The sequence below is a fragment of the Janthinobacterium sp. P210006 genome, from assembly GCF_036231885.1.
Taxonomy (GTDB): domain Bacteria; phylum Pseudomonadota; class Gammaproteobacteria; order Burkholderiales; family Burkholderiaceae_D; genus Janthinobacterium; species Janthinobacterium violaceinigrum.
The window spans coordinates 538,891-559,338 of the sequence record NZ_JAZARD010000002.1 but is presented as its reverse complement, the minus strand read 5'-3'; the positions used below and the strand labels follow the sequence as shown (position 1 = coordinate 559,338).

The 20,448-nt window shown below is 62.3% G+C and carries 19 protein-coding genes; 4 read left to right on the top strand and 15 right to left on the bottom strand.

Going from position 1 to position 20,448, the window contains the following annotated elements:
* Nucleotides 1-100 precede the first annotated feature (100 nt).
* The 6 genes from VPH41_RS10955 to VPH41_RS10930 form a co-directional block, all read right to left on the bottom strand.
* Nucleotides 101-877 (bottom strand): peptidylprolyl isomerase, encoded by a 777-nt coding sequence (locus VPH41_RS10955; RefSeq protein WP_034756072.1) that lies wholly within the window; start codon nt 875-877, stop codon nt 101-103.
* 115 nt (nt 878-992) lie between these two features.
* The gene (locus VPH41_RS10950) at nt 993-1,772 is read right to left on the bottom strand and encodes a peptidylprolyl isomerase (RefSeq protein ID WP_152280856.1); all 780 of its coding nucleotides are present in this window, start codon (nt 1,770-1,772) and stop codon (nt 993-995) included.
* 113 nt (nt 1,773-1,885) lie between these two features.
* A complete protein-coding gene (locus VPH41_RS10945) occupies nt 1,886-2,188 on the bottom strand; it encodes a BolA family protein (protein WP_442906257.1) in 303 nt (100 codons plus the stop codon).
* On the bottom strand, nt 2,185-2,814 hold the full coding sequence (locus VPH41_RS10940; RefSeq protein WP_046682773.1) for a septation protein A: 630 nt from the start codon (nt 2,812-2,814) through the stop codon (nt 2,185-2,187). The genes VPH41_RS10945 and VPH41_RS10940 overlap by 4 nt, the downstream gene beginning before the upstream one ends.
* Nucleotides 2,815-2,901: 87 nt before the next feature.
* Entirely contained in the window at nt 2,902-3,303 is a 402-nt protein-coding gene (gene msrB, locus VPH41_RS10935) for a peptide-methionine (R)-S-oxide reductase MsrB (RefSeq protein ID WP_070218372.1), read from the bottom strand.
* Between the two features lie 9 nt (nt 3,304-3,312).
* Entirely contained in the window at nt 3,313-4,707 is a 1,395-nt protein-coding gene (locus tag VPH41_RS10930) for a protein adenylyltransferase SelO (RefSeq protein WP_442906256.1), read from the bottom strand.
* A 346-nt stretch (nt 4,708-5,053) separates the two neighbouring features.
* On the opposite strand from VPH41_RS10930, the gene VPH41_RS10925 reads away from it, so the two are divergent.
* Nucleotides 5,054-6,691 carry a 3-(methylthio)propionyl-CoA ligase gene (locus tag VPH41_RS10925; RefSeq protein ID WP_328570008.1) on the top strand — a complete coding sequence of 546 codons (1,638 nt, stop codon included), beginning with the start codon at nt 5,054-5,056 and terminating at the stop codon, nt 6,689-6,691.
* A 138-nt stretch (nt 6,692-6,829) separates the two neighbouring features.
* On the opposite strand, the gene VPH41_RS10920 is transcribed toward VPH41_RS10925, so the two are convergent.
* From VPH41_RS10920 to VPH41_RS10905, 4 genes are read right to left on the bottom strand one after another with little or no spacing between them, the layout of a single operon-like run.
* Entirely contained in the window at nt 6,830-8,356 is a 1,527-nt protein-coding gene (locus tag VPH41_RS10920; protein ID WP_328570007.1) for a chemotaxis protein CheW, read from the bottom strand.
* The gene (locus tag VPH41_RS10915) at nt 8,343-8,882 is read right to left on the bottom strand and encodes a chemotaxis protein CheD (RefSeq protein WP_328570006.1); all 540 of its coding nucleotides are present in this window, start codon (nt 8,880-8,882) and stop codon (nt 8,343-8,345) included. Before VPH41_RS10915 ends, VPH41_RS10920 begins: the two co-directional genes overlap by 14 nt.
* Entirely contained in the window at nt 8,879-9,703 is an 825-nt protein-coding gene (locus VPH41_RS10910; protein ID WP_287772366.1) for a CheR family methyltransferase, read from the bottom strand. The genes VPH41_RS10915 and VPH41_RS10910 overlap by 4 nt, the downstream gene beginning before the upstream one ends.
* Before the next feature lie 3 nt (nt 9,704-9,706).
* Nucleotides 9,707-11,770, bottom strand: coding sequence for a methyl-accepting chemotaxis protein (locus tag VPH41_RS10905; protein ID WP_442906255.1), 2,064 nt, complete (start codon nt 11,768-11,770; stop codon nt 9,707-9,709).
* 551 nt (nt 11,771-12,321) lie between these two features.
* On the opposite strand from VPH41_RS10905, the gene VPH41_RS10900 reads away from it, so the two are divergent.
* Nucleotides 12,322-14,409 carry a 3-hydroxyacyl-CoA dehydrogenase NAD-binding domain-containing protein gene (locus VPH41_RS10900; protein WP_328570004.1) on the top strand — a complete coding sequence of 696 codons (2,088 nt, stop codon included), beginning with the start codon at nt 12,322-12,324 and terminating at the stop codon, nt 14,407-14,409.
* 84 nt (nt 14,410-14,493) lie between these two features.
* Here the strand turns inward: VPH41_RS10900 and VPH41_RS10895 are convergent, their stop codons facing one another.
* The 3 genes from VPH41_RS10895 to VPH41_RS10885 form a co-directional block, all read right to left on the bottom strand.
* On the bottom strand, nt 14,494-15,330 hold the full coding sequence (locus VPH41_RS10895; protein ID WP_193317331.1) for an alpha/beta fold hydrolase: 837 nt from the start codon (nt 15,328-15,330) through the stop codon (nt 14,494-14,496).
* 116 nt (nt 15,331-15,446) lie between these two features.
* On the bottom strand, nt 15,447-15,836 hold the full coding sequence (locus VPH41_RS10890; protein WP_328570003.1) for a VOC family protein: 390 nt from the start codon (nt 15,834-15,836) through the stop codon (nt 15,447-15,449).
* A gap of 146 nt (nt 15,837-15,982) precedes the next feature.
* Nucleotides 15,983-16,291, bottom strand: a complete 309-nt coding sequence (locus tag VPH41_RS10885) for a DUF2798 domain-containing protein (RefSeq protein ID WP_328570002.1) — start codon at nt 16,289-16,291, stop codon at nt 15,983-15,985.
* A gap of 112 nt (nt 16,292-16,403) precedes the next feature.
* Between VPH41_RS10885 and VPH41_RS10880 the strand changes: the two genes are divergently transcribed.
* On the top strand, nt 16,404-17,309 hold the full coding sequence (locus VPH41_RS10880; protein WP_328570001.1) for a LysR family transcriptional regulator: 906 nt from the start codon (nt 16,404-16,406) through the stop codon (nt 17,307-17,309).
* Here the strand turns inward: VPH41_RS10880 and VPH41_RS10875 are convergent.
* Nucleotides 17,306-18,070 carry a nucleotidyltransferase domain-containing protein gene (locus tag VPH41_RS10875; protein ID WP_328570000.1) on the bottom strand — a complete coding sequence of 255 codons (765 nt, stop codon included), beginning with the start codon at nt 18,068-18,070 and terminating at the stop codon, nt 17,306-17,308. The genes VPH41_RS10880 and VPH41_RS10875 overlap by 4 nt on opposite strands.
* Nucleotides 18,071-18,265: 195 nt before the next feature.
* Here VPH41_RS10875 and VPH41_RS10870 point away from each other — a divergent pair, with 195 nt between their 5' ends.
* The gene (locus VPH41_RS10870) at nt 18,266-18,469 is read left to right on the top strand and encodes a hypothetical protein (protein ID WP_152280867.1); all 204 of its coding nucleotides are present in this window, start codon (nt 18,266-18,268) and stop codon (nt 18,467-18,469) included.
* Between the two features lie 104 nt (nt 18,470-18,573).
* Here VPH41_RS10870 and VPH41_RS10865 read toward each other — a convergent pair whose 3' ends face one another.
* A complete protein-coding gene (locus tag VPH41_RS10865; RefSeq protein ID WP_152255623.1) occupies nt 18,574-20,274 on the bottom strand; it encodes an MFS transporter in 1,701 nt (566 codons plus the stop codon).
* Nucleotides 20,275-20,448: the final 174 nt, after the last annotated feature.

The window sequence follows — 20,448 nt, the reverse complement described above, 5'->3', positions numbered from 1 at the left end:
TGTGGCCGAGATGCGCAAGCGTACGAAAGTACGGGGCCGCCGAGGCGGTGAGCATCGCAGGCCGCAAAGCGCGACGCGCAGTAGCTTATATCAGGCGTTTTTACTGGATTTTGGCTTTTTTCATCAGTTCGTCGCGGTAGGCGGCGAGTTTCTTCTGCTGCAGCGACTCGGCCACTTGACCCTTGACTTCTTCCAGTGCCGGCAGCTTCGTCGGACGGGTTTCTTCCAGTTTGATCACGTGGAAGCCGAATTGCGATTGTACGGGCGTTTGCGTGACCTGGCCTGGTTTCAGGGCCACCATGGCGTCGGAGAATGGCTTCACGTACGAAGCTGGGCTAGCCCAGTCCAGGTCGCCGCCATTGGCAGCGGAACCGTCTTTCGATACTTTCGCCAGTTCTTCGAACTTGGCGCCGCCTTTCAGCTTGGCGATGATGTCTTTCGCTTCCGCTTCGGTGGCCACCAGGATGTGGCGTGCATGGTATTCCTTGTCGCCCGCTTGTGCCTTGAACTTGTCGTACTCGGCCTTGATTTCAGCGTCCTTGACAGGGTTCTTCTTCACGTAGTCGGCCAGCAGGGCGTTGATGATGATGCTTTGACGGGCATTGTCGATCTGCGATTTGACTTCCGGACGGGTACCGTAGCCTTGCTTGTCGGCTTCCTGGATCAGCACTTCGCGGCCGATCAGGTCTTTCTTGATGGCTTCGCGCAATTGCGGCGAATCAGCTTGCTTGCCTTGGGCGACGACTTGCTTGACGACCTGGTCAACGCGCGACGATGGGATGGCCTTGCCATTCACGGTGGCCACGTTTTGCGCGAACGCAGGGATCGCGACAACGGCGACCAGGGCTAAGATCAGGCGGGCTGGCTTCAAAATCATGTTCATTCCTAATAAATATACAAAAACCGATACGGAGAACGCGACTGCCGTGCAGTTCGCATTCAGGCGCAGAATACACGACCGGCGCCGAAAAGGGCGCCGGGGAGGTCAGTTCTTATTGAACTTTCGCTTTTTTGATCATTTCTTCCTGATACGCTTGCAGTTTCTTTTGCTGCAGCGCTTCGGCGATCTGTGGCTTGACTTCTTCCAGGGTCGGCAGTTTTGCCGCGCGGGTGTCGTCCAGTTTGATCACGTGGAAACCGTTAGGCGTTTGCACCGGGGTCTCGGTGACCTGGCCTTTTTGCAGTTTCACGAAGGCGTCGGAGAAGACTTTCGGGAACGACGATGGGGCTGCCCAGTCCAGGTCGCCGCCATTGTCGGCCGAACCGGCATCTTTCGATTGCTTGGCCAGGTCTTCGAACTTGGCGCCGCCTTTCAGCTTGGCGATGATGTCCTTCGCTTCGGCTTCGGTGCCCACCAGGATGTGGCGTACGTGGTATTCCTTGTCGCCCGTCTGGGCCACGAAGCGGTCGTATTCAGCCTTGATTTCAGCGTCGTTGACGGGATTCTTTTTCAGGTAGTCGCCGACCAGGGCGTTGATGACGATGGCTTGGCGTGCGTTCTCGATTTGCTGTTTGACAGCTGCATCTTTACCGAAACCTTTGTTTTCCGCTTCTTGCATCAGCACTTCACGGCCGATCAAGTCCTTCTTGATGGCTTCGCGCAATTGCGGCGAATCCGGTTGCTGGCCTTGGGCGACGACTTGCTTGACGACTGCATCAACGCGCGACGATGGGATAGGCTTGCCATTCACAACGGCAACATTTTGCGCAAAAACAGGTACCGCGACAACGGCGAGTAGTGCGATCAGCAAGCGGGCTGGCTTAAAAGTCATTATTAAATCCTGTTAGGGAAAGTTTCGTAAAAAACGCATGGACAGAAAACGCGTGCATGGCGTTTGCGGCCAGCGGCATACCAGGTCGCCCCGGTACGCCAAAAACGCCATCCTTAACCTGCTTCGGACGGCGCCAAGGCCACAATCGCCAATGCATGTATCTCATTATGCATCATATCGTGCACGGAATCATACACCAGTCGATGGCGCATGACGAGCCTGAGCCCCTCAAATTGACTAGAAATAATGCGCAGATTGTAATGGCCACCGCCCGAGGCGGCACCCGCATGGCCCCGGTGGCGCGCCGAGTCGTCTTCCAGCACGCATTCCAGAGGAGAAAGTGCCGTTTCCAGGCGGGTACGGATGCGCTGCATGCGCGTTTCCGGCGAAGTATTTTCGGTGAGGGTATGCATCATGCGTCTTCCTTGATGTGTTTGGCCAGGAACAGGGTTTGCGCCACGATGAAGGCAAAGAAAATGCCCGTCGCGCCAAACGCCTTGAAGCTGACCCAGGCAGCCATGTCGCCCTTGTACAGCACGAAGGCCACGAACAGGTTCAGGGCACCGATGGCGCCGAAGAAGATGATCCATGCGGCCAGCAACTGGTTCCATACGGCATCGGGCAATTGCACTTGCGCTTCCATGGTCTTGCGGATCAGGTTTTTCTTGAAGCCCACGTGGGCAATCAGGAGGGCCAGGCCGGACAGCCAGTAGATCAGGGTCGGTTTCCATTTCAGGAAGAAATCGTCATGCAGGTAAATGCTGGCGCCGCCGAAGACGACAAAGATGAACAGCGACAGCCACAGCATGCCGTCGACCTTGCGGCCGCGCAGCAGCAGATAGCTGACCTGGCAAGCGGTGGCGACGATGCCGACCAGGGTGGCGAGTATCCACGGGGCCTGGTCGGCCTTGATCAGGCCGCCGGATACGAAGCCGGACAGGTATTGCTGCACGAAATCGTGCGTGGCCGCTTCATACATGCCGCCCAGCTTGAAGGCGGCAAAGAAGGCGATCAGGGGGAATAGGTCGAATAGAAATTTCATGGCGAGACTTTACTATGAGCGTGGTGTAAACATCTTAGGAATGACTTAGGAGCAACATCGCTGCTCCTGAGCATCATTCCCGTGCCATCAAGGCTGCGGATCGAAGCGCAGGGAGGCTGAATTGATGCAATAGCGCAAGCCGGTGGGCGGCGGGCCGTCCGGGAACACGTGGCCCAGGTGGGCGTCGCAGACGGCGCAGACGATTTCCGTGCGCACCATGCCGTGGCTGCGGTCGACGATTTCCGTCACGTTGGCCGGGTCGAGCGCCTGGAAATAGCTGGGCCAGCCGCAGCCGGAATCGAACTTCGTGTCCGATGCGAACAAGGGCGTGTTGCAGCAGACGCAGGTGTAGATGCCGTGTTCATGGTGGTCCCAGAACTTGCCCGTGAAGGCCCGCTCCGTGGCCGCGTGGCGCGTCACTTCGTATTGCATGGAATCGAGCATGGCGCGCCATTCGGCGTCCGTTTTCTTGACTTTATTCGTGGTCATAATGACTCCTTAGGATGAGCAGCTGACTTCAAGGTGGCTGGCCCAGTCGGGCGGCAGGGCCGCATAGTGCTGGTGTTCGGGCTGTTCGTCAAATGGCTTTTGCAATATTTCCAGCAGTTTCGCCACTTCCGTGTAGTCCTGCTGCTGGGCTTTTTCGATGGCCACTTGCGCCAGGTAGTTGCGCAGCACGTATTTCGGGTTGACCAGGTTCATGGCGGCGCGGCGCTCGGCATCGATGCTGTGTTCCTGCTGCAGGCGCGCGTGGTAGGCGGCGGCCCACGCATCGAATGCGGGGCGGTCGATGAACATGTCGCGCAGCACCGTGTCGTGTTCGGGAGCGGCCACTTGCAAGGTTGCCAGCGCGCGGAAAAAGTTGGTGAAATCGACGTGATTGGCTTGCATCAGCGCAAACATGCTGTCGAACAGGGCCGTATCGTCGTCTTGCTCCGTGCGCAAGCCCAGCTTGGCGCGCAGCAAGGCATTCATCTTGTCCGCAAAGGCGCCCTGGTAGGTGTCCAGCGCTGCCTGCGCCTGCTCCACTTCGCCGATCAGCGGCAGCAGCGCCTGGCCCAGCGCATAGCAGTTCCAGTGGCCCACCTGCGGCTGGTTGGCGTAGGAATAGCGGCCCTGCTGGTCCGTGTGGTTGCAGATGTGCTCGGCGTCAAACGCTTCCATGAAGCCGAACGGGCCGTAATCGATGGTCAGGCCCAGGATGGACATATTGTCCGTGTTCATCACGCCATGCATGAAACCTACGGCTTGCCAGTGCGCAATCATGTGCGCCGTGCGCACGCACACTTCGGCCAGCAAGGCCTGATATGGATTTGCCGCAGCGCGCAAATGGGGATAAAAGCCGTCGATGACGTAATCGGCAAGGATTTTCAGCTCGTCCGGCTTCTTGCGGTAAAACCAGTGTTCGAACGAGCCGAAGCGTACGAACGAGGGCGCCATGCGCGTCACGACGGCGGCCGTTTCCACCGTTTCGCGCATGATGCCTTGCTGCGAACCCATGATGGCCAACGCGCGCGACGTGGGAATGCCCAGCGCCGCCATGGCTTCCGAGCACAGGAATTCGCGGATGGACGAGCGCAGCACGGCGCGCCCGTCGCCCATGCGCGAATACGGCGTGGCGCCCGCGCCTTTCAGCTGCAGTTCCATCGGGCCATCGTCGGTGGCGATGTCGCCCAGCAAGATGGCGCGGCCGTCGCCCAGCTGGCCGGCCCAGACGCCGAACTGGTGGCCCGAATACACGGCCGACAGCGGTATCGAGCGTTCGGCAACCGTATTGCCGCTCAGCAGCTCGACATAATCCGGCCCGGCCAGGCGCGCGGCATCGAGGCCGACCAGGCGTGCGGCCGGCCCGCTGGCAGCCACGAAATACGGGGCGGGCAGGGGCGTGGGCATCAAACGCGTATAGAACGCAGGCGGCAGGGCCGCAAAGGCATTATCCAGTGGTAAGGTAAGGGCGGTGATGGCAATTCCATTCAATAAGAGGTGCCGGCAGGAAAGGGAAGACAAGCGCCAGCCAAAATACGATTTTACCGCACAGCGCCAGGGCGTGCGCCGGGCGTCTTTCGGCCTGCCGCGGCGGGCGTGAACACGAGGAAAAACGGAATCGAAAATTCCATGCTGCATTGCAATATCGAAATGCGTTGACGATTTCCGCACGACCGTACGAAACTAGGAAAAATCTTTAAATTCCAGCAATAAAATCCAGCATCCACTACCAGGAGACACGATGGCATTTCCCATGAGCCCAGTGATGGGCCAGATGATGAACCAGCCCCTGCTGATTTCCAGCATTATCGAGTTTGCAGCGCGTCATTATGGCAGTGGGGAAATCGTCTCGCGGCGCGTGGAAGGCGATTTGCACCGCTATACCTACCGCGATTGCCACCAGCGCACGCGGCGCCTGGCCAATGCCTTGCACGGGCTCGGCGTGGGCATGGGCGACCGGGTCGCCACCCTGGCCTGGAACGGCTACCGCCACCTGGAAGCGTACTATGCCGTGTCCGGCTCGGGCGCCGTGCTGCACACCATCAATCCGCGTCTGTTTCCCGAACAGATCGCCTACATCTCGAACCATGCGGAAGATCAGGTCCTGCTGTTCGACCTGACATTCTTGCCCGTGGTGGAAAAGATCGCCGCCGACTGCACCTTTGTCCGCCATTTCGTGCTGATGTGCGACCGCGACCGCATGCCCGCCAACAGCAGCATCCCCGACCTGCTGTGCTATGAAGACTTGATCGACACGCATTCGGACGATTACACGTGGCCCGTGTTCGATGAAAACTCGGCCGCCGCCCTGTGCTACACCTCGGGCACGACGGGCAACCCCAAGGGCGCCCTGTATTCGCATCGCTCGACCGTGCTGCACGCGTATGCGTCGGCCATGCCCAGCGCCCTCAACGTGCGCGCCACCGACACGGTCCTGCCCGTCGTGCCCATGTTCCACGTGAATGCCTGGGGTTTGCCGTATTCCGTGCTGCTGTCGGGCGCGCGCATGGTGTTTCCCGGCGCGGCGCTGGACGGCAAGTCGCTGTACGAGCTGTTCGAATCGGAAAAGGTGACGTTCTCGGCTGGCGTGCCCACGGTCTGGCTGGGCCTGCTGAATTACGCCTTGCAGAACGGCTTGAAATTCTCCACCTTCCGCCGCACGGTGATCGGCGGCGCCGCGTGCCCGCCAGCCATGATGGATACCCTGATCGACAAGTTCGACGTGGAAGTCATCCATGGCTGGGGCATGACGGAAATGTCGCCGCTGGGCACCACGGGCGGCTTGCAGACCAAGCACCTGGCCATGGACAAGGCGGCGCAGCGCGATATCCTGCACAAGCAGGGCCATGCGATCTATGGCGTGGACATGAAGATCGTCGATGACGACGGCAAGGAATTGCCGTGGGATGGCGTGGCCTACGGCCATCTGCTGGTCAAGGGGCCGTGGATTATCTCCTCCTATTACAAGAACGAGGGCGGCGAGGTGCTGCAGGATGGCTGGTTCCCCACGGGCGACGTGGCCACCATCGATGCGGACGGCTACATGCAGATCACGGACCGCAGCAAGGACGTGATCAAGTCGGGCGGCGAGTGGATCGGCACCATCGACCTGGAAAACCTGGCCATGGCCCACCCGGCCGTGCTGCAGGCGGCCTGCATCGGCGTGTTCCACCCGAAATGGGACGAGCGCCCCGTGCTGGTCGTGGTGCTGCGCCCCGGTATGGAAGTCACGCGCGAAGCGCTGTTGCAGTTCTTTGAAGGCAAGATCGCCAAATGGTGGACGCCCGACGACGTGCTGTTCATCGACGCCTTGCCCATGGGCGCGACGGGCAAGATCCAGAAGAACAAGCTGCGCGACCAGTTCAAGGGGCACAAGCTGCCGGGGCTGTGATGCATCAGCGGGCCTGATCCAGCCGGCGGCAAGGGCCGGGGACGGAGCTTCAGGGAACCCGACAGCAAGGGCTGGGGTCGGACCCTCAGGGTCCGACCCCGGTATTTTACGCCGTTGGGTTTGCTTCAAGAAGAAATGCTAGGCCGCCTGCGGCAACGCCGACCCCAGTTTCTCCAGCAAATGATCGCACTGGAAGACGGACAGGGTCTGGCGTTGCTCCTGCGTGCCGATATCGATCATTTCATCCATTTCGCTGCGCAAGTCGTCATGCGTGCCCGTACGGATGATTTGCGGCGCCGCAAAGCGCTGGCTGTCGGAAATGGTCATGATGTTGTCGACGTGGTCGACGAGGAAGCCGTAGCGCTCGGCGCCCCGTTCCACGATGAGGATCTTGCCGGCGCCCGTGTCCGCCAGCGGCGGCATCGCATACAGCTGGCGCAGATCGATGATGCTGATCATTTGCTGGCGCAGGTTCAGCATGCCGCGCATGCTGGCCGGCATGCCCGGCGGCGTGGTGATGGCGCCGCTGAAGTCGATGATTTCCCGCACTTGCCCGATTTCCACGGCGAACTGGGTTTCCACCGTAAACGTGATGTAGACGCGGCGCTGCGCCTTGCGCGTGGCGGCGGTGGCCGTTTCCGTGTCGGCCGGGTACAGGCGCGCGTGGCCGTCGCGCATTTCGACGATCTCGGCCTGCGACAGGATTTCCTTGTGGTCCAGAAAAATGATGTCGCCCAGGCCTTCCTTGGTGATGCAGCCGGCGAACATGGCCGCGCGTGCCTTGCTCAGCAGGGGTATCGGCAGCACTTCATCGCCAAAGAAATGCACGATGCTGTCGACGGAATCGACGAGAAAGCCGATCGTCGTCTCTTCCAGGCGCACGACGATGATGCGCTGCTCGGGCGTGGCCGCCTTGCCGGCGCCGGCGGCCTGCAGCAGGGCGCCGAAATCGACGACGGCCACCTGGCTGCCGCGGAAATGCATGCGCCCCAGGCACAGTTCGCTGTTCAGCAGGGAGCTGTGCAGTTCCGGCACCTTGATGATTTCCTGGATGGCCAGCATTTCGAAGGCAAACGTGGCGCCGGCCGCATGAAAGCTGACGCACTGGCGCCGCTCGCTCTGCGCATGGTAGCGGGCCGTGCTCAGCTTGGCGCCGCTCGTCTGCAGGGCCAGCACGTGCGGCACGTTCTCGATGCGCAGCAGCGCGTGCGGGTCGAGGATTTGCAGCAGGCGCGCACCGCCGTCGAGCAGGATCGTGCCGGCGATGACGGCGTGCGCGTCGCCGGCCCCATACTGCAAGGCGCTGCGGGCGCTGGCGGGCACGCGCAGGATCTCGCCCGTGTCCTGGAAGACGATGCCGATCAGCACTTGCTGAAAATCGAGGATGGCGATCTTGTCCGTGGCCACGGCGCGCGGCGCATCGGCGCGGAACAAGCGGCCCAGGTTGACCACCGGAATGACGCTGCCGCGCAAGGTGAACATGCCTTCCAGGTATGCGGGCGACAGGGGCAGGGCCGTGACTTTCGCGGGGTAGTTCACCACCTCGCGGATGCAGCCGGCGGGCAGCGCGAACTCATCGCCGCCCAGCTGGAAGGAGCCGAACAGGTCGGCGGCCGCGTCGCCCTGGGCCTGGCTGTGCAAGCCCGTCGCTTCATGCATATCCATATGCGCCTTCCTTGCGTGGATTCAATCCGGGTTGCGCCACCACATCGGTGACGGCGTAGCTGTGGTGGGCGCAATCGATCAGCAGCTGGCGCCCGTGGCGTCCGCCCAGCGCGCAAAAACTCACGTGCAGGCCGCACTGGTCCAGGTATTTCTGCGCTGCTTCCGCATTTTGCCGGCCCACCTGCAGGCGGCCATTGCGGGGGCCAAACATGCTGGCGCCGCCCGCCAGCACCACTTCGATATCGGCGTAGTCGGCCTGGCGCACGCCCATCAGGCGCAGCAGCGAGGGCACGGCCTGGCTGACATAACGTGCACTAGGCGCGCCCAGGCCCGGCTCGGCACCGGGCGCTTCCGGCAGCAGGCAGTGGGCCAGGCCGCAGCAGGGGCCGTTCTTCCAGATGAAGCCGATGCCGATGCAGGAGCCCAGCAGCGCCTGCAGCTGTTCGCCCTGCATGCCCACGCTAAGTTGCCCCATGCCAACGTGGTGCAAGGGGGCGCCGTGTTCGTTGAGTAGGCTGATGCTCATGCCGTGCCCGCCTTATAAATCATGGGAAACTCGAATTGGTAGCCGGTGCCCAGGCGGGCGATGGTTTCGGACTCGCCCAGGATCAGCCGGCCCTCGTCCTTGAGGCTCAGGCGCGCCTGGCGCAGCACGGTTTCCTGGTGTTCGGCATCGAAATAGATGAGCACATTGCGCAGGAAAACCAGGTCGAAGCGCTGGGCCGGGCGCAGCGCTTCGAGCAGATTGTGCTGCGCAAAGCTGACGTGCTGGCGCAGTTCCTCGTTGACCTTGACGCCATACGGGGAGGGCGTGAAGTACTTGCGCAGCAAGTCCGGGTGCGACAGGCGGATGCGTTCGACGGAGCGGCCGCTGTACTGGCCGGCCCTGGCGGCGCCCAGAATCTGCTGCGAAATGTCGCTGGCCAGGATCTGGTAGCGGAAGGCCGGCGCCTGCAGCTTGAATTGCTCGCACAGCATGGCGATCGAATACAGTTCTTCGCCGCTGGCGGCGGCGGCCGACCAGATGTTCAGGCAGCCGCCCGGATGCGCGCGCGCCCAGGCGGGCAGGTAGCGGTCGCGGAAGTAATCCCAGATGGACGGCGTGCGGAAGAACAGGGTGTCGTTGGTGGTCACCAGGTCGATGAAATGGGCCACCTCGTCGCGGTCGCTGGCCACCCGGTCCAGGTAGGCCTGGTAGCTGTGCAGGGACAGCGCCTGCAGCCGTGGCTGCAAACGCCGTTCCAGCAAGACGCTCTTGCGCGCCGTCATGGCGATGCCCGTGTGCTGGCGCACCAGCGCGATCAGGGTCGTCAGCACCTCGGGCGTCAAGGTGGCCGCGTGGCTCATGGCCTACACCACGAAGCCGGAGACAGTCTGGTTCAGGCTGCCCGCGCGCTCGTTCAGGCCGTCCGTCGAGCGGGCGATGCTGTCGCAGTTGGCGGCCGACTTTTCCGTTTCCTCGGCGATGTACTGGATCGCCGTCGACACTTCGCGCGCCGTCAGCAGCTGCTCGTTGGCCGCCTTCGAGATATCCGAGATGGCCAGCGTGGTCTTCGCCACGCCCGAGACGATCTTGTCGAAGGCGTCGCTGGCCTGGCGCGAGATTTCGCTGCCCGTGGAGACGCGCTTGACGGATTCGTTGATCAGCTTGGAGATTTCCTTGGTGGCTTGCGACGAGCGTTCGGCCAGCTTGCGCACCTCGTCGGCGACGACGGAAAAGCCCAGGCCGTGTTCGCCCGCGCGCGCCGCCTCGATGGCCGCATTGAACGCCAGCATGTTCGTCTGGTTGGCGATCTCGCTGATGACCTTGACGATTTCGCCGATGTCTTCCGACGAGCGGTTGATCAGGTCCATCGCCTCGATCGACTTGGCGACGGCGCGCGCGCCCGCTTCCGCTTCCTGCTGCGTGGCTTTCGCCAGGTAGTCGGCGTTCGAGGTGTTTTCCGCGATGGAATTGATGGAAAACGTCAGGCCGTCGATGGAAGCGTTCATTTCCTCCACCGTGGCGCCCAGCGCCTGCGTGCCCACGGCCACGCCCGTGGCCCGCTCGGCGATCGTATGCGAGGCGTCGGCAAAGCCGTTGGCCGCCGACACCACGTTGCCGATCACGCCGCGCAAGTCGACGATCATCTTGCTGATGCCGCCCGCCAGCAGGTCGATGGGCTCGTCGCCCTCGGGCACGATATTGCAGGTCAGGTCGCCTTGCGCCGCGCGCGCCACCGACTCGAGCAGGGCATTGACCTTGCGGCTGTCGTTGCTGGCCTTGGCCTGGATGCTGTTTTCCAGGTTCACCTGTTCGCTGATGTCGATGGCGAACTTGACCACCTTATAGGGCTTGCCGTTCAGGTCCAGGATGGGGTTGTAGGTGGCTTGTATCCACACCACCTTGCCATGGTTGCCCAGGCGCTTGTAGCGGCCCGCGTCGAATTCGCCCCGGTTGAGCTTTTGCCAGAATTTCTTGTATTCGGCGCTGCTGGCGTACTCGGGCTCGCAAAACATGCGGTGGTGTTCGCCCTTGATATCGCTCAAGTCGTAGTCCATGACGGCGAGGAAATTCTCGTTCGCGTCGAGCACATTGCCCTGCATGTCGAATTCGATTACGGCCTGCGCCTTGCCGATGGCGCTGACCTTGCCTTCGTATTCGGCATTGCGCTTTTTCAGGGCCGTGACGTCGCTGGCGAACTTGACCACCTTGAACGGCCGGCCTTCCGTGTCGAAGATGGGATTGTAGGTGGCGTTGAGCCAGATTTCGCGGCCGTCCTTGGTGACGCGCTTGTATTCGCCCGCGTCGAACTCGCCCTTGGCCAGTTTTTGCCAGAATTGCGCGTATTCCTCGCTCTTCGCGTATTCCGCTTCGCAAAACATGCGGTGGTGCTTGCCTTCGATCTCGGCCAGCGTGTAGCCGACGGACTTGAGGAAGTTGTCGTTGGCGCGGATGACGGTGCCGTCGAGCCGGAATTCGATCACGGCCTGGGCCTTGCTGATGGCGTCGATCTTGCCTTCGTAATCGGCATTGCGGCGCTTGCTGGCCGTGATGTCGGTGGCGAACTTGATCACTTTATACGGCTTGCCGTCGGCGTCGAGGATGGGGTTGTAGGACGCGTTGATCCACACTTCGCGCCCATCCTTGGCGCGGCGCTTGTATTCGCCCTGGTCGAACTCGCCGCGTCCCAGCTTGGCCCAGAAGTCGCGGTATTCGGCCGTTTTCACATACTCGGGGTCGCAGAAGATGGCATGGTGCTTGCCTTGCACTTCGGCCAGGGAATAGCCGACGACGCGCAGGAAATTGTCATTCGCATGCAGGATGGTACCGTCGAGTTCGAACTCGATCACGGCCTGGACACGGTTCAATGCAGTATTTATCGCTTGTAAGTCCAGATCCTGGGAGTGGCTGACATGGCTGGCTGCGTCCATAGTATTTCCTTCAGTGTGGGAAGAGGAATGGGTGGCGCTAATACTGACGGGTAATGACGATATAAAATGATTCCATAATGCCCCGCACATGAACCGCGTGATAATCGGTGAGAATCTGCGCGATATAAACGGGCGATAGCCGGCGGCACTGATCCCTAATAATAAATCAATTGCAGTGTATTGATTTGAATCAATAATTTTATTATTCCCCAGCCCCTGGCGAAAAACAAGGGGCATGAATAAATAATGTAAAAAGTGTCGTTATTGGCCCGCGGCCCGATAGCGCAGCGCATTTCGCACATAATAAAACGGTGTTTTTCTTGTTATGTTTTAATTATTTAAAATGGATATGCATTCGATAGCTGCTGGCGCTTTCTGCCAGCGGTGCCGCCAGCCGCAGCGGGCGATGTTGTACCATGGTGGCCGGTACCGGCGCCCCGCGCGCCGCGACAAAAATAATACGAGCGTTCTTTTATGCGGTATAGTGAAGCTTCATCCCTTGCAACCACCTCATCGCCAAGCAAAAACCGGTAAATCAATAAGGAAGAGACATGAGTGCTGAATATCAAGTAAACGGCGCCGTTGCCGTCATTACCCTGGCCAATCCCCCCGTCAACGGCCTGGGCCTGGCCACGCGCACGGCCGCCGTGGCCGGCATCCGCCAGGCGCTGGCCGACGAGGCCATCAAGGCCATCGTCATCACGGGCGCCGGCAAGGCGTTCTCGGGCGGCGCCGATATCAAGGAATTCAATTCGCCCAAGGCGCTCACGGAACCGACCCTGCATACCCTGATCAGCGTGGTGGAAAACGCGACCAAGCCCGTCGTGGCCGCCATCCACAGCGTGTGCATGGGCGGCGGCCTGGAACTGGCGCTGGGCTGCAACTACCGCGTGGCCGCGCCTGGCGCGCAAATGGCCTTGCCGGAAGTTAAGTTGGGCATCTTGCCGGGCGCGGGCGGCACGCAGCGCCTGCCGCGGGTCCTGGGCCTGGAAACGGCGCTCAACATGATCGTTTCGGGCACGCCCGTGGCGTCGGAAAAACTGGCCGGCACGGCCCTGTTCGACGAAGTGATCGCCCCCGGCGCCGACTTGCTGGCTGCCGCCGTGGCCTTTGCCACCAAGGTCGCCGACGTGCGTCCGCTGCCGAAAGTGCGCGAGCGCAAGGTCGACTACCCGAACCACGAAGCGTTCCTGCAGTTTTCGCGCAATACGGTCAAGGCCATGTCCGGTCCGTTCCCTGCACCCCTGAAATGCGTCGATGCCGTGGCAGCCGCCGTGACGATGAAGTTCGACGACGGCTTGAAGTACGAGCGCGAACTGTTCATGCAGCTGGTGCAGTCGCCCGAGTCGAAAGCCCTGCGCCATGCCTTCTTTGCCGAGCGCGTTGCCAGCAAGGTGCCCGACGTGCCTGCCGACACGCCCGTGCGCGCCATCGCGACGGCGGCGATCGTGGGCGCCGGCACCATGGGCGGCGGCATCGCCATGAATTTCGCCAACGCGGGCATTCCCGTGATGTTGCTGGAAACGAAGCAGGAGGCGCTGGACAAGGGCCTGGCCACCATCCGCAAGAATTACGAGAACACGGTCAAGAAGGGCAAGCTGACGCAGGACAGGGCCGAACAGCGCATCGCGCTCGTTTCCGGCACGTTGGCCTACGCGGACATCGCGCAGGCGGACATCGTCATCGAAGCCGTCTTCGAGGAACTGGGCGTCAAGGAAACCGTGTTCAAGCAGCTCGATGCCGTCATGAAGCCGGGCGCCATCCTCGCGTCGAACACGTCCACCCTGGACCTGGACAAGATCGCCGCGTTCACCACACGCCCGCAGGACGTGATCGGCACGCATTTCTTCAGTCCTGCCAATGTGATGAAGCTGCTGGAAATCGTCCGCGGCAAGCAGACGGGCAAGGACGTGCTGGCCACGGCGCTGGCCCTGTCGAAAAAGCTGAAGAAGACGGGCGTCGTGTCCGGCGTGTGCGACGGTTTCATCGGCAACCGCATGATCGAGCAGTACAGCCGGCAAGCCGGTTTCCTGCTGGAAGAAGGCTGCCTGCCCGAGCAGGTGGACAAGGCGGTGGAGAAATTCGGCTTTGCCATGGGACCGTTCCGCATGGGCGACCTGGCCGGCAACGATATCGGCTGGGCCATCCGCAAGCGCCGCTACGTGGAAAAGCCGGACGTCACGTATTCGAAGACGGCCGACTTGCTGTGCGAACTGGGGCGTTATGGCCAGAAGACGGGCGCCGGCTGGTATGACTACAAGCCGGGCGACCGCAAGGCCTATCCATCGGAACAGGTCAACGCCATGATTGTGCAGCACTCGGCCGACATCGGCGTGGCGCGGCGCAAGATCGGCGACCAGGAAATCGTCGAACGCCTCGTGTATGCGCTGGTCAACGAAGGCGCGCGCATCCTGGAAGAGGGCATCGCCCTGCGCGCCTCGGACATCGACATGGTGTACCTGACGGGCTACGGCTTCCCCCTGTTCCGCGGCGGTCCCATGTTCTACGCGGACACGGTCGGCTTGCCGAACGTGCTCGATACGATCGCCGGCTACGCGAAAGGCCGCCACGGCGAAGCGTGGACCCCGGCGCCCCTGCTGGTGAAGCTGGCGGGCGAGGGCAAGGGTTTCAACAGCTAAGAAACCCAACGGCAGAGACCGGGGGCGAACCCTCAGGGGCCGCCCCCGGATTTTGCTGCCGGGATTAAATGCCTGCGATATTTATTACTTCTTCTTCGCCACCATCTTGACCGCCTCGTTGACGATGACGGGGTTGTCTTTCTGGATGTAATAGCCGGCGCCCGTGATGCGCTCGATGGCCGGCGCGCCGGACAGGCGCTGCCAGTCTTTCTCCTGCGCCCGCACCACGTTCTCGAACGAACCCATTTCCTCGATGCCGAACTTGTCGCGCACCAGCAGCATGGCGGGCACGCGCAGGGGGCTGGCCATGTCGACATGCTGCAGGCACTGTGCCTGGGCATCGAATTCGGCCGATTCCGCACTGTTGAACATCAGCTTGCGCCGCGTCTTGACGAGCATGGCGTAGGTGGAGGCGTCCGTCTGCAGGCGGCTCCATTGCTGCGGATGCGTGGGGTCGAGCAGCACCAGCCCGGCCACGTCCTGCGGGTACAGCCTGGCATACACATACTGGTACAGTCCGCCCAGGCCATGGCCGACCAGCACATACGGCGGTTTCAGGCCCGCTTGCGCCAGCAGGGCGCGCTGCTGGGCGGCAATGGTGCAGGGGTCGCGCGGCGTGGTGGTTTTCTGGCTGTCGCCGTAGCCAGGACGGTCGTACACGAGCACGCGGTGCTGTTTCGATACTTCCGGCACCACCTTGGCCCACACATCCTTGCCGTCGCCCATGGCCGACTGGAACACGACGGGCAAGCCGCCCTGGCCGCTCACGGTGTAGGCGATGCTGGCGTCGGGCAGGGCCGCGGTGGCCGGTACGCCCGGCATCGCCGGGGTGGACGGCAGGAGGGAACAGCCTGCCAGCAGCAAGCCGGCGCTGGAGAGGAGCATGGTGCGCGCGGGGCGGCCGACGAATAGATGATGCATGAATCTCCTTCTTGGTGCAGGGACCGGGGACCGGTATGGCGTGCCAGCCATTATAGGCATTTCACGCTGAAGTGAAAATGCCGAACAGAGACGGATTTCCCGTCTTGCCCGCTGGCCTAGGCGCGATGGCAGACGGCTTCGATGCGGTTGCCGTCCGGATCGAACAAAAAAGCCGCGTAGTAGCTGGCGTGATAGTGGCGCAGGCCGGGCGCGCCCAGGTCGATGCCGCCGTGCGCCAGCCCCGCGTGCCAGAACGCTTCCACGGCCGCGCGCGAGGGGGCCTTGAAGCAGCAGTGGCGGCGCGGGGCATCGCCGGGCGCGGGGCCCAGGCGTACGGAAAAGTAGCTGCGTTCGGGGTGGTCGGCATCGCTGCGCTGGCCGTAGCCTATCCAGGCGTTGGCGTGGTCGCTGCCCACCTTGGGCACTGCCAGCGCGGCAAAGATGGCGTCGTAGAAGCGCTCGGCGCGTTCCAGGTCGGTAACGGTGAGGGAAACGTGATCGAGCATCGGCACTCCGCGGTAAAAACAAGGACGGCCATAGCATAGCCCGGATCAGGGCGGCTGTGGGCGCGAGTGACCGAGTGACACTGCCGGTGGCCAACTGCCGGTTAAGGACGGCCGGCGCGGGGGCGCTGGAGAGAGGCGGGTGCCGCTCAGCGGGTGCATGAACAGGCGGCCGCCCCCGTGCCCGTCGGCGCGCCGGGCGAGCAGACGGGACAGGCAGGCGCCGGGCGCGTCGTCCTGGCAACGATGGCGCGGCTGATCTGCTGCACGCGGGGCGCGAACAGCATCACGGCGCAAAAGGCCACGGGCCAGGCGGCGAAGAACGCATGGCGCCAGCGGGGCAGGAAGTCCGCCTGCAGGCCGATATTGAGCCAGGTGACCCAGGCGCTCATCAGCAGGGTCATGATCAGCGACATCAGGAAGGCAAATACGCAGCGCAGGCGCAGGGCTTCGGACATGGTGCACTTTCAGGAAAGTTGAGAAGATGGCAGCGTAACGACTTGCAGCAATCTATACTAGCGCCATATTTTTAATTTCAAATTCCATATATGCAATCATACGCGACGACTCATGCTCGATGACCTGGCCCTGTTTGTCGCCATCGTGGAGGCGGGCAGCCTGCATGCGGCAGCCGTCAAGGAGGAATTGCCGGCCGCCACCGTCACGCGCCGGCTGCAAAAGCTGGAAAGCCAGCTGGGCTACCGCTTGCTCAACCGCAGCGCGCGCCGCTTGCAGCCCACGGCGGAAGGCTGGCAATACTACGAGCAGTGCCGCCCCCTCGTGCATGCGCTGCGCCAGGCGACGCAGCAGCTCGACGCCAGCCTGTCGGCCGTCTCGGGCAGCATCCGCGTGCTGGCGCCCGTCAACTTCGCCAGCGGCTTGCTGACGCCTGCCTGGATCAGCTTCATGCAGCGCTATCCCGATATCCGCCTGGAGCTGGAACTGTCGAACCAGCTGCAAGACCTGGTGGGCAGCGGCGCCGACCTGGCCATCCGCGTGGGGGCGCTCGACGATTCCTCGCTGATGCAGCGCCGCCTGGGCAGCGCGTCGCTGGTGATGGTGGCGGCGCCCGCCTACCTGGCGCGCGCCGGCGTGCCGCGCGACTTGCAGGACCTGGCGCAGCATGAACTGATCGTGGCCGAGCCGCTGCGCAGCTGGCGTTTGCGGCGGCCCGGCAACGGCGCCGACATGGCGATCGAGCCGCAGGCGCGCCTGCGCGTCAATGAAATGCGCCTGGCCGTGGAGATGGCCGATGCGGGCATCGGCATCCTGCTGTGCCCGCTACTGCAGTGCCGCGAGGAAGTGGCCCGCGGTTCGCTGGTGCGCGTCTTGCCCGACTGGATGCCGCAGCCGCGCCACGTGTATGCCGTGTGGACGCAGCGGCGCTACCTGCCGGCCCGCGTGCGCGTGCTGCTCGAGCACCTGGCGGCGTTTGCGGCGGACAATCCCCTGTTGAACGAGGAACTGGACGTTTAGCTCGCCTGCTGCTGCGCCAGCCACTGCGTGAACCGGCGCAAAGCCGGCGCAAAGCCGCTGGCCGGCGTGGCGCCGGGCCTGGCCTGGGCAAGAAAATAGGCGGCCTGCGCCTGCATGGCGGGATGGCGGCGCAGCAACAGCGTCACATGCTCGTCCAGGCTGGCGGGCCAGCACGGCTCGCCATCGTGGCGCAGGATATTGGTGGAACGGATCAGCTTGCGCGACGCTTCCCTTTGCAGGCGGACGATGGCGCCAGGCGCGCGCTCCTCATCGAGGCGCCGCGCATAGTCTTCCAGCACGGGAACGAAGTCGCCATTCACGGCCAGGGCGATGGCGCGCGACGGCGCGAAGGGCGCAAAGTGCGGGGCCAGGTCCTCGCCCCACACGCAGCGGCACTGGTGCTTGATCCAGTAGCCCCAGCTGTACAGGTTTTCCGGCGCCAGTACCTGGGCGCGGTGGCCGATATCGAAATCGATTTTCAGTACTTCCCGGTGGCGTGCCTGCAGGGCCAGGCGCAGCGCTTCCAACGTTTCCCGCTGCGGCGGCGTGGGCGGCTGGCGCAGCACCAGGGTCAGGTCCAGGTCGGACACGCCCGGCGTGGCGTCGCCGCGGGCGATGCTGCCGTACAGGTAAATGCCGTCCAGCACGTCGCCGGCATGCGTGGACAGGCTGGCGCACACGTCCTGCAGCAAGGCGCCGAAGATGGCTTGCAGGGGGCCGTGCGGGGCGGCGGGCAGGGTGGCGGGAGCGGTCGCGGGCATGCCTGGCATGAATCCGGTGGGAGAAACGTGCACCATAGCATGCGCCAGCGGGCCGTGCACGGTCATCCTTTCCATTAAGTAATACCGAGCGCTTGTACTTTCCGGCAAGATCGCGTTAAGATAAAGCTGCCTGCTTATCGAGCGGGCAATCTGGTGTTTTTTCGCGCAATTCCGTCCCTATCCATGAGAGTAGCAATGAAATATCTGATCGTTCCCTTTTTGCTGGCCATTACCGGCTGTGAAGTTTTGTATGACGCGAACCGGGACAAGATCGGCGAGTATTGCAACAGCCTCAATAATTTCGACGACCGCAACGCCTGCCGCAAGCGCAACCAGACCAGCTACCAGGAATACGTGCAGCAGCGCGACCAGCTGAAAAAGAGCAAGAGCGACAAATAAGCTCCAGCTCGCCACTGCATACGCCTTATAAAAAAAACGCCGCTGACCAGTCAGCGGCGTTTTGCGTTGAAGGCCCAGGCATGGCTGCCGGGGCTTGCGCCGGATCAATCGTCGGCGTAGATATTGTTATCCTTGGTTTCCTTGACGAACAGGGTGCCGATCACGACGGTCGCCAGGGCCACGACGATCGGATACCACAGGCCGTAATAGATGTCGCCCTTGAAGGCCACCAGCGCGAAAGCCGTGGTGGGCAGCAAGCCGCCGAACCAGCCGTTGCCGATATGGTAGGGCAGGGACATCGACGTGTAACGGATACGCGTCGGGAACATTTCCACCAGCATGGCGGCGATCGGGCCATACACCATGGTCACGTACAGCACTAGGATGAACAGCAGCAGGACGACCATCGGCTTGTTGATCTGGTCCGGATCGGCTTTCGCAGGGTAGCCCGCTTCCTTGATGCCGGCGCCCAGTTCTTTCTTCAGCGCGGCTTCGTGGGCCTTGCTGTCCGCATCGAAGTTCAGGCCATCGGCCGTCATGACGGCGTTAAACGAGGAAAATTCCTTCGTGCCGATGCGTACCTTGGCGATGCTGCCGGCCGGCGCGTCTTCCTTCGTGTAGTTCACCGAGCTGTTCGACAGGAAGCCCGTGGCGATGTCGCACGACGATGGGAACTTCTTGGTGCCGGTCATGTTGAACTGGAAGTGGCAGGAAGCCGGATCGGCCACCACCACCACTGGCGAGTTCTTCAGTGCCGCTTCCAGCTGCGGATTGGCGAAGTGGGTCAGGCCGTTGAAGATGGGGAAGTAGGTGGCCGCGGCGATCAGGCAGCCGCCGAGGATGATGTACTTGCGGCCGATGCGGTCGGACAGGCTGCCGAAGAACAGGAAGAACGGCGTGGCCAGCAGCAGGGCGATGGCGACCAGCACGTTGGCCGTTGCCAGGTCCACTTTCAGGGTCTGGATCATGAAGAACAGGGCGTAGAACTGGCCCGTGTACCAGACGACGGCCTGGCCGGCGGTCAGGCCGATCAGGGCCAGGATGACGATCTTCAGGTTTTTCCACTTGCCGAACGCTTCCGTCAGAGGCGCTTTCGAGGTCTTGCCCTCGGCCTTCATTTTTGCAAATGCCGGCGATTCATTCATGGCCAGGCGGATCCACACGGAAATACCCAGCAGGATGACGGAGACGAGGAAGGGAATGCGCCAGCCCCACGCCTCGAAATCCTTCTCGCCGGTCGCCAGGCGGGTGCCCAGGATGACCATCAGCGACAGGAAGAAGCCCAGGGTTGCCGTCGTCTGTATCCACGCCGTGAACGCGCCGCGCTTGCCTTCAGGCGCATGCTCGGCCACATACGTGGCTGCGCCGCCGTATTCGCCGCCCAGCGCCAGGCCTTGCAGGATGCGCAGGATGACGAGGATGATCGGTGCGGCGATGCCGATGGACGCATGGCCCGGCAGCAAGCCGACGATGAAGGTGGAACCGCCCATGATCAGGATGGTGATCAGGAAGGTGTACTTGCGGCCGATCATGTCGCCCAGGCGGCCGAAGACCAGCGCGCCGAACGGACGCACGATGAAGCCGGCGGCAAAGGCCAGCAGCGCGAAGATGAAGGTGGTGGTGGGGTCGCCGATGAAGAATTGCTTGGCGATGATGGAAGCAAGCGAGCCGTACAGGTAAAAATCGTACCATTCAAAGACGGTGCCCAACGATGACGCAAAGATGACCTTGCGTTCCTCGGGCGTGATCGGCGTTCCCTTGGTGGATACTTTCCGTACGTCGGCCGGGCCGGATGATGATGCCATGGTTTGTCTCCCTATGTTTTATAGTGAACTGGTGCCGAGGTCTTTTTTGACCATTCTTGCAACAGCTTGGAGGCGAGTGTGTTCTCCGAACCTTACGTCATGCTTGCTTGAAACTTACACCAAGCTTACAGTGCGCGTCATTTGCGTCAGGTAAAAAGACGGAGCAACTTTGCG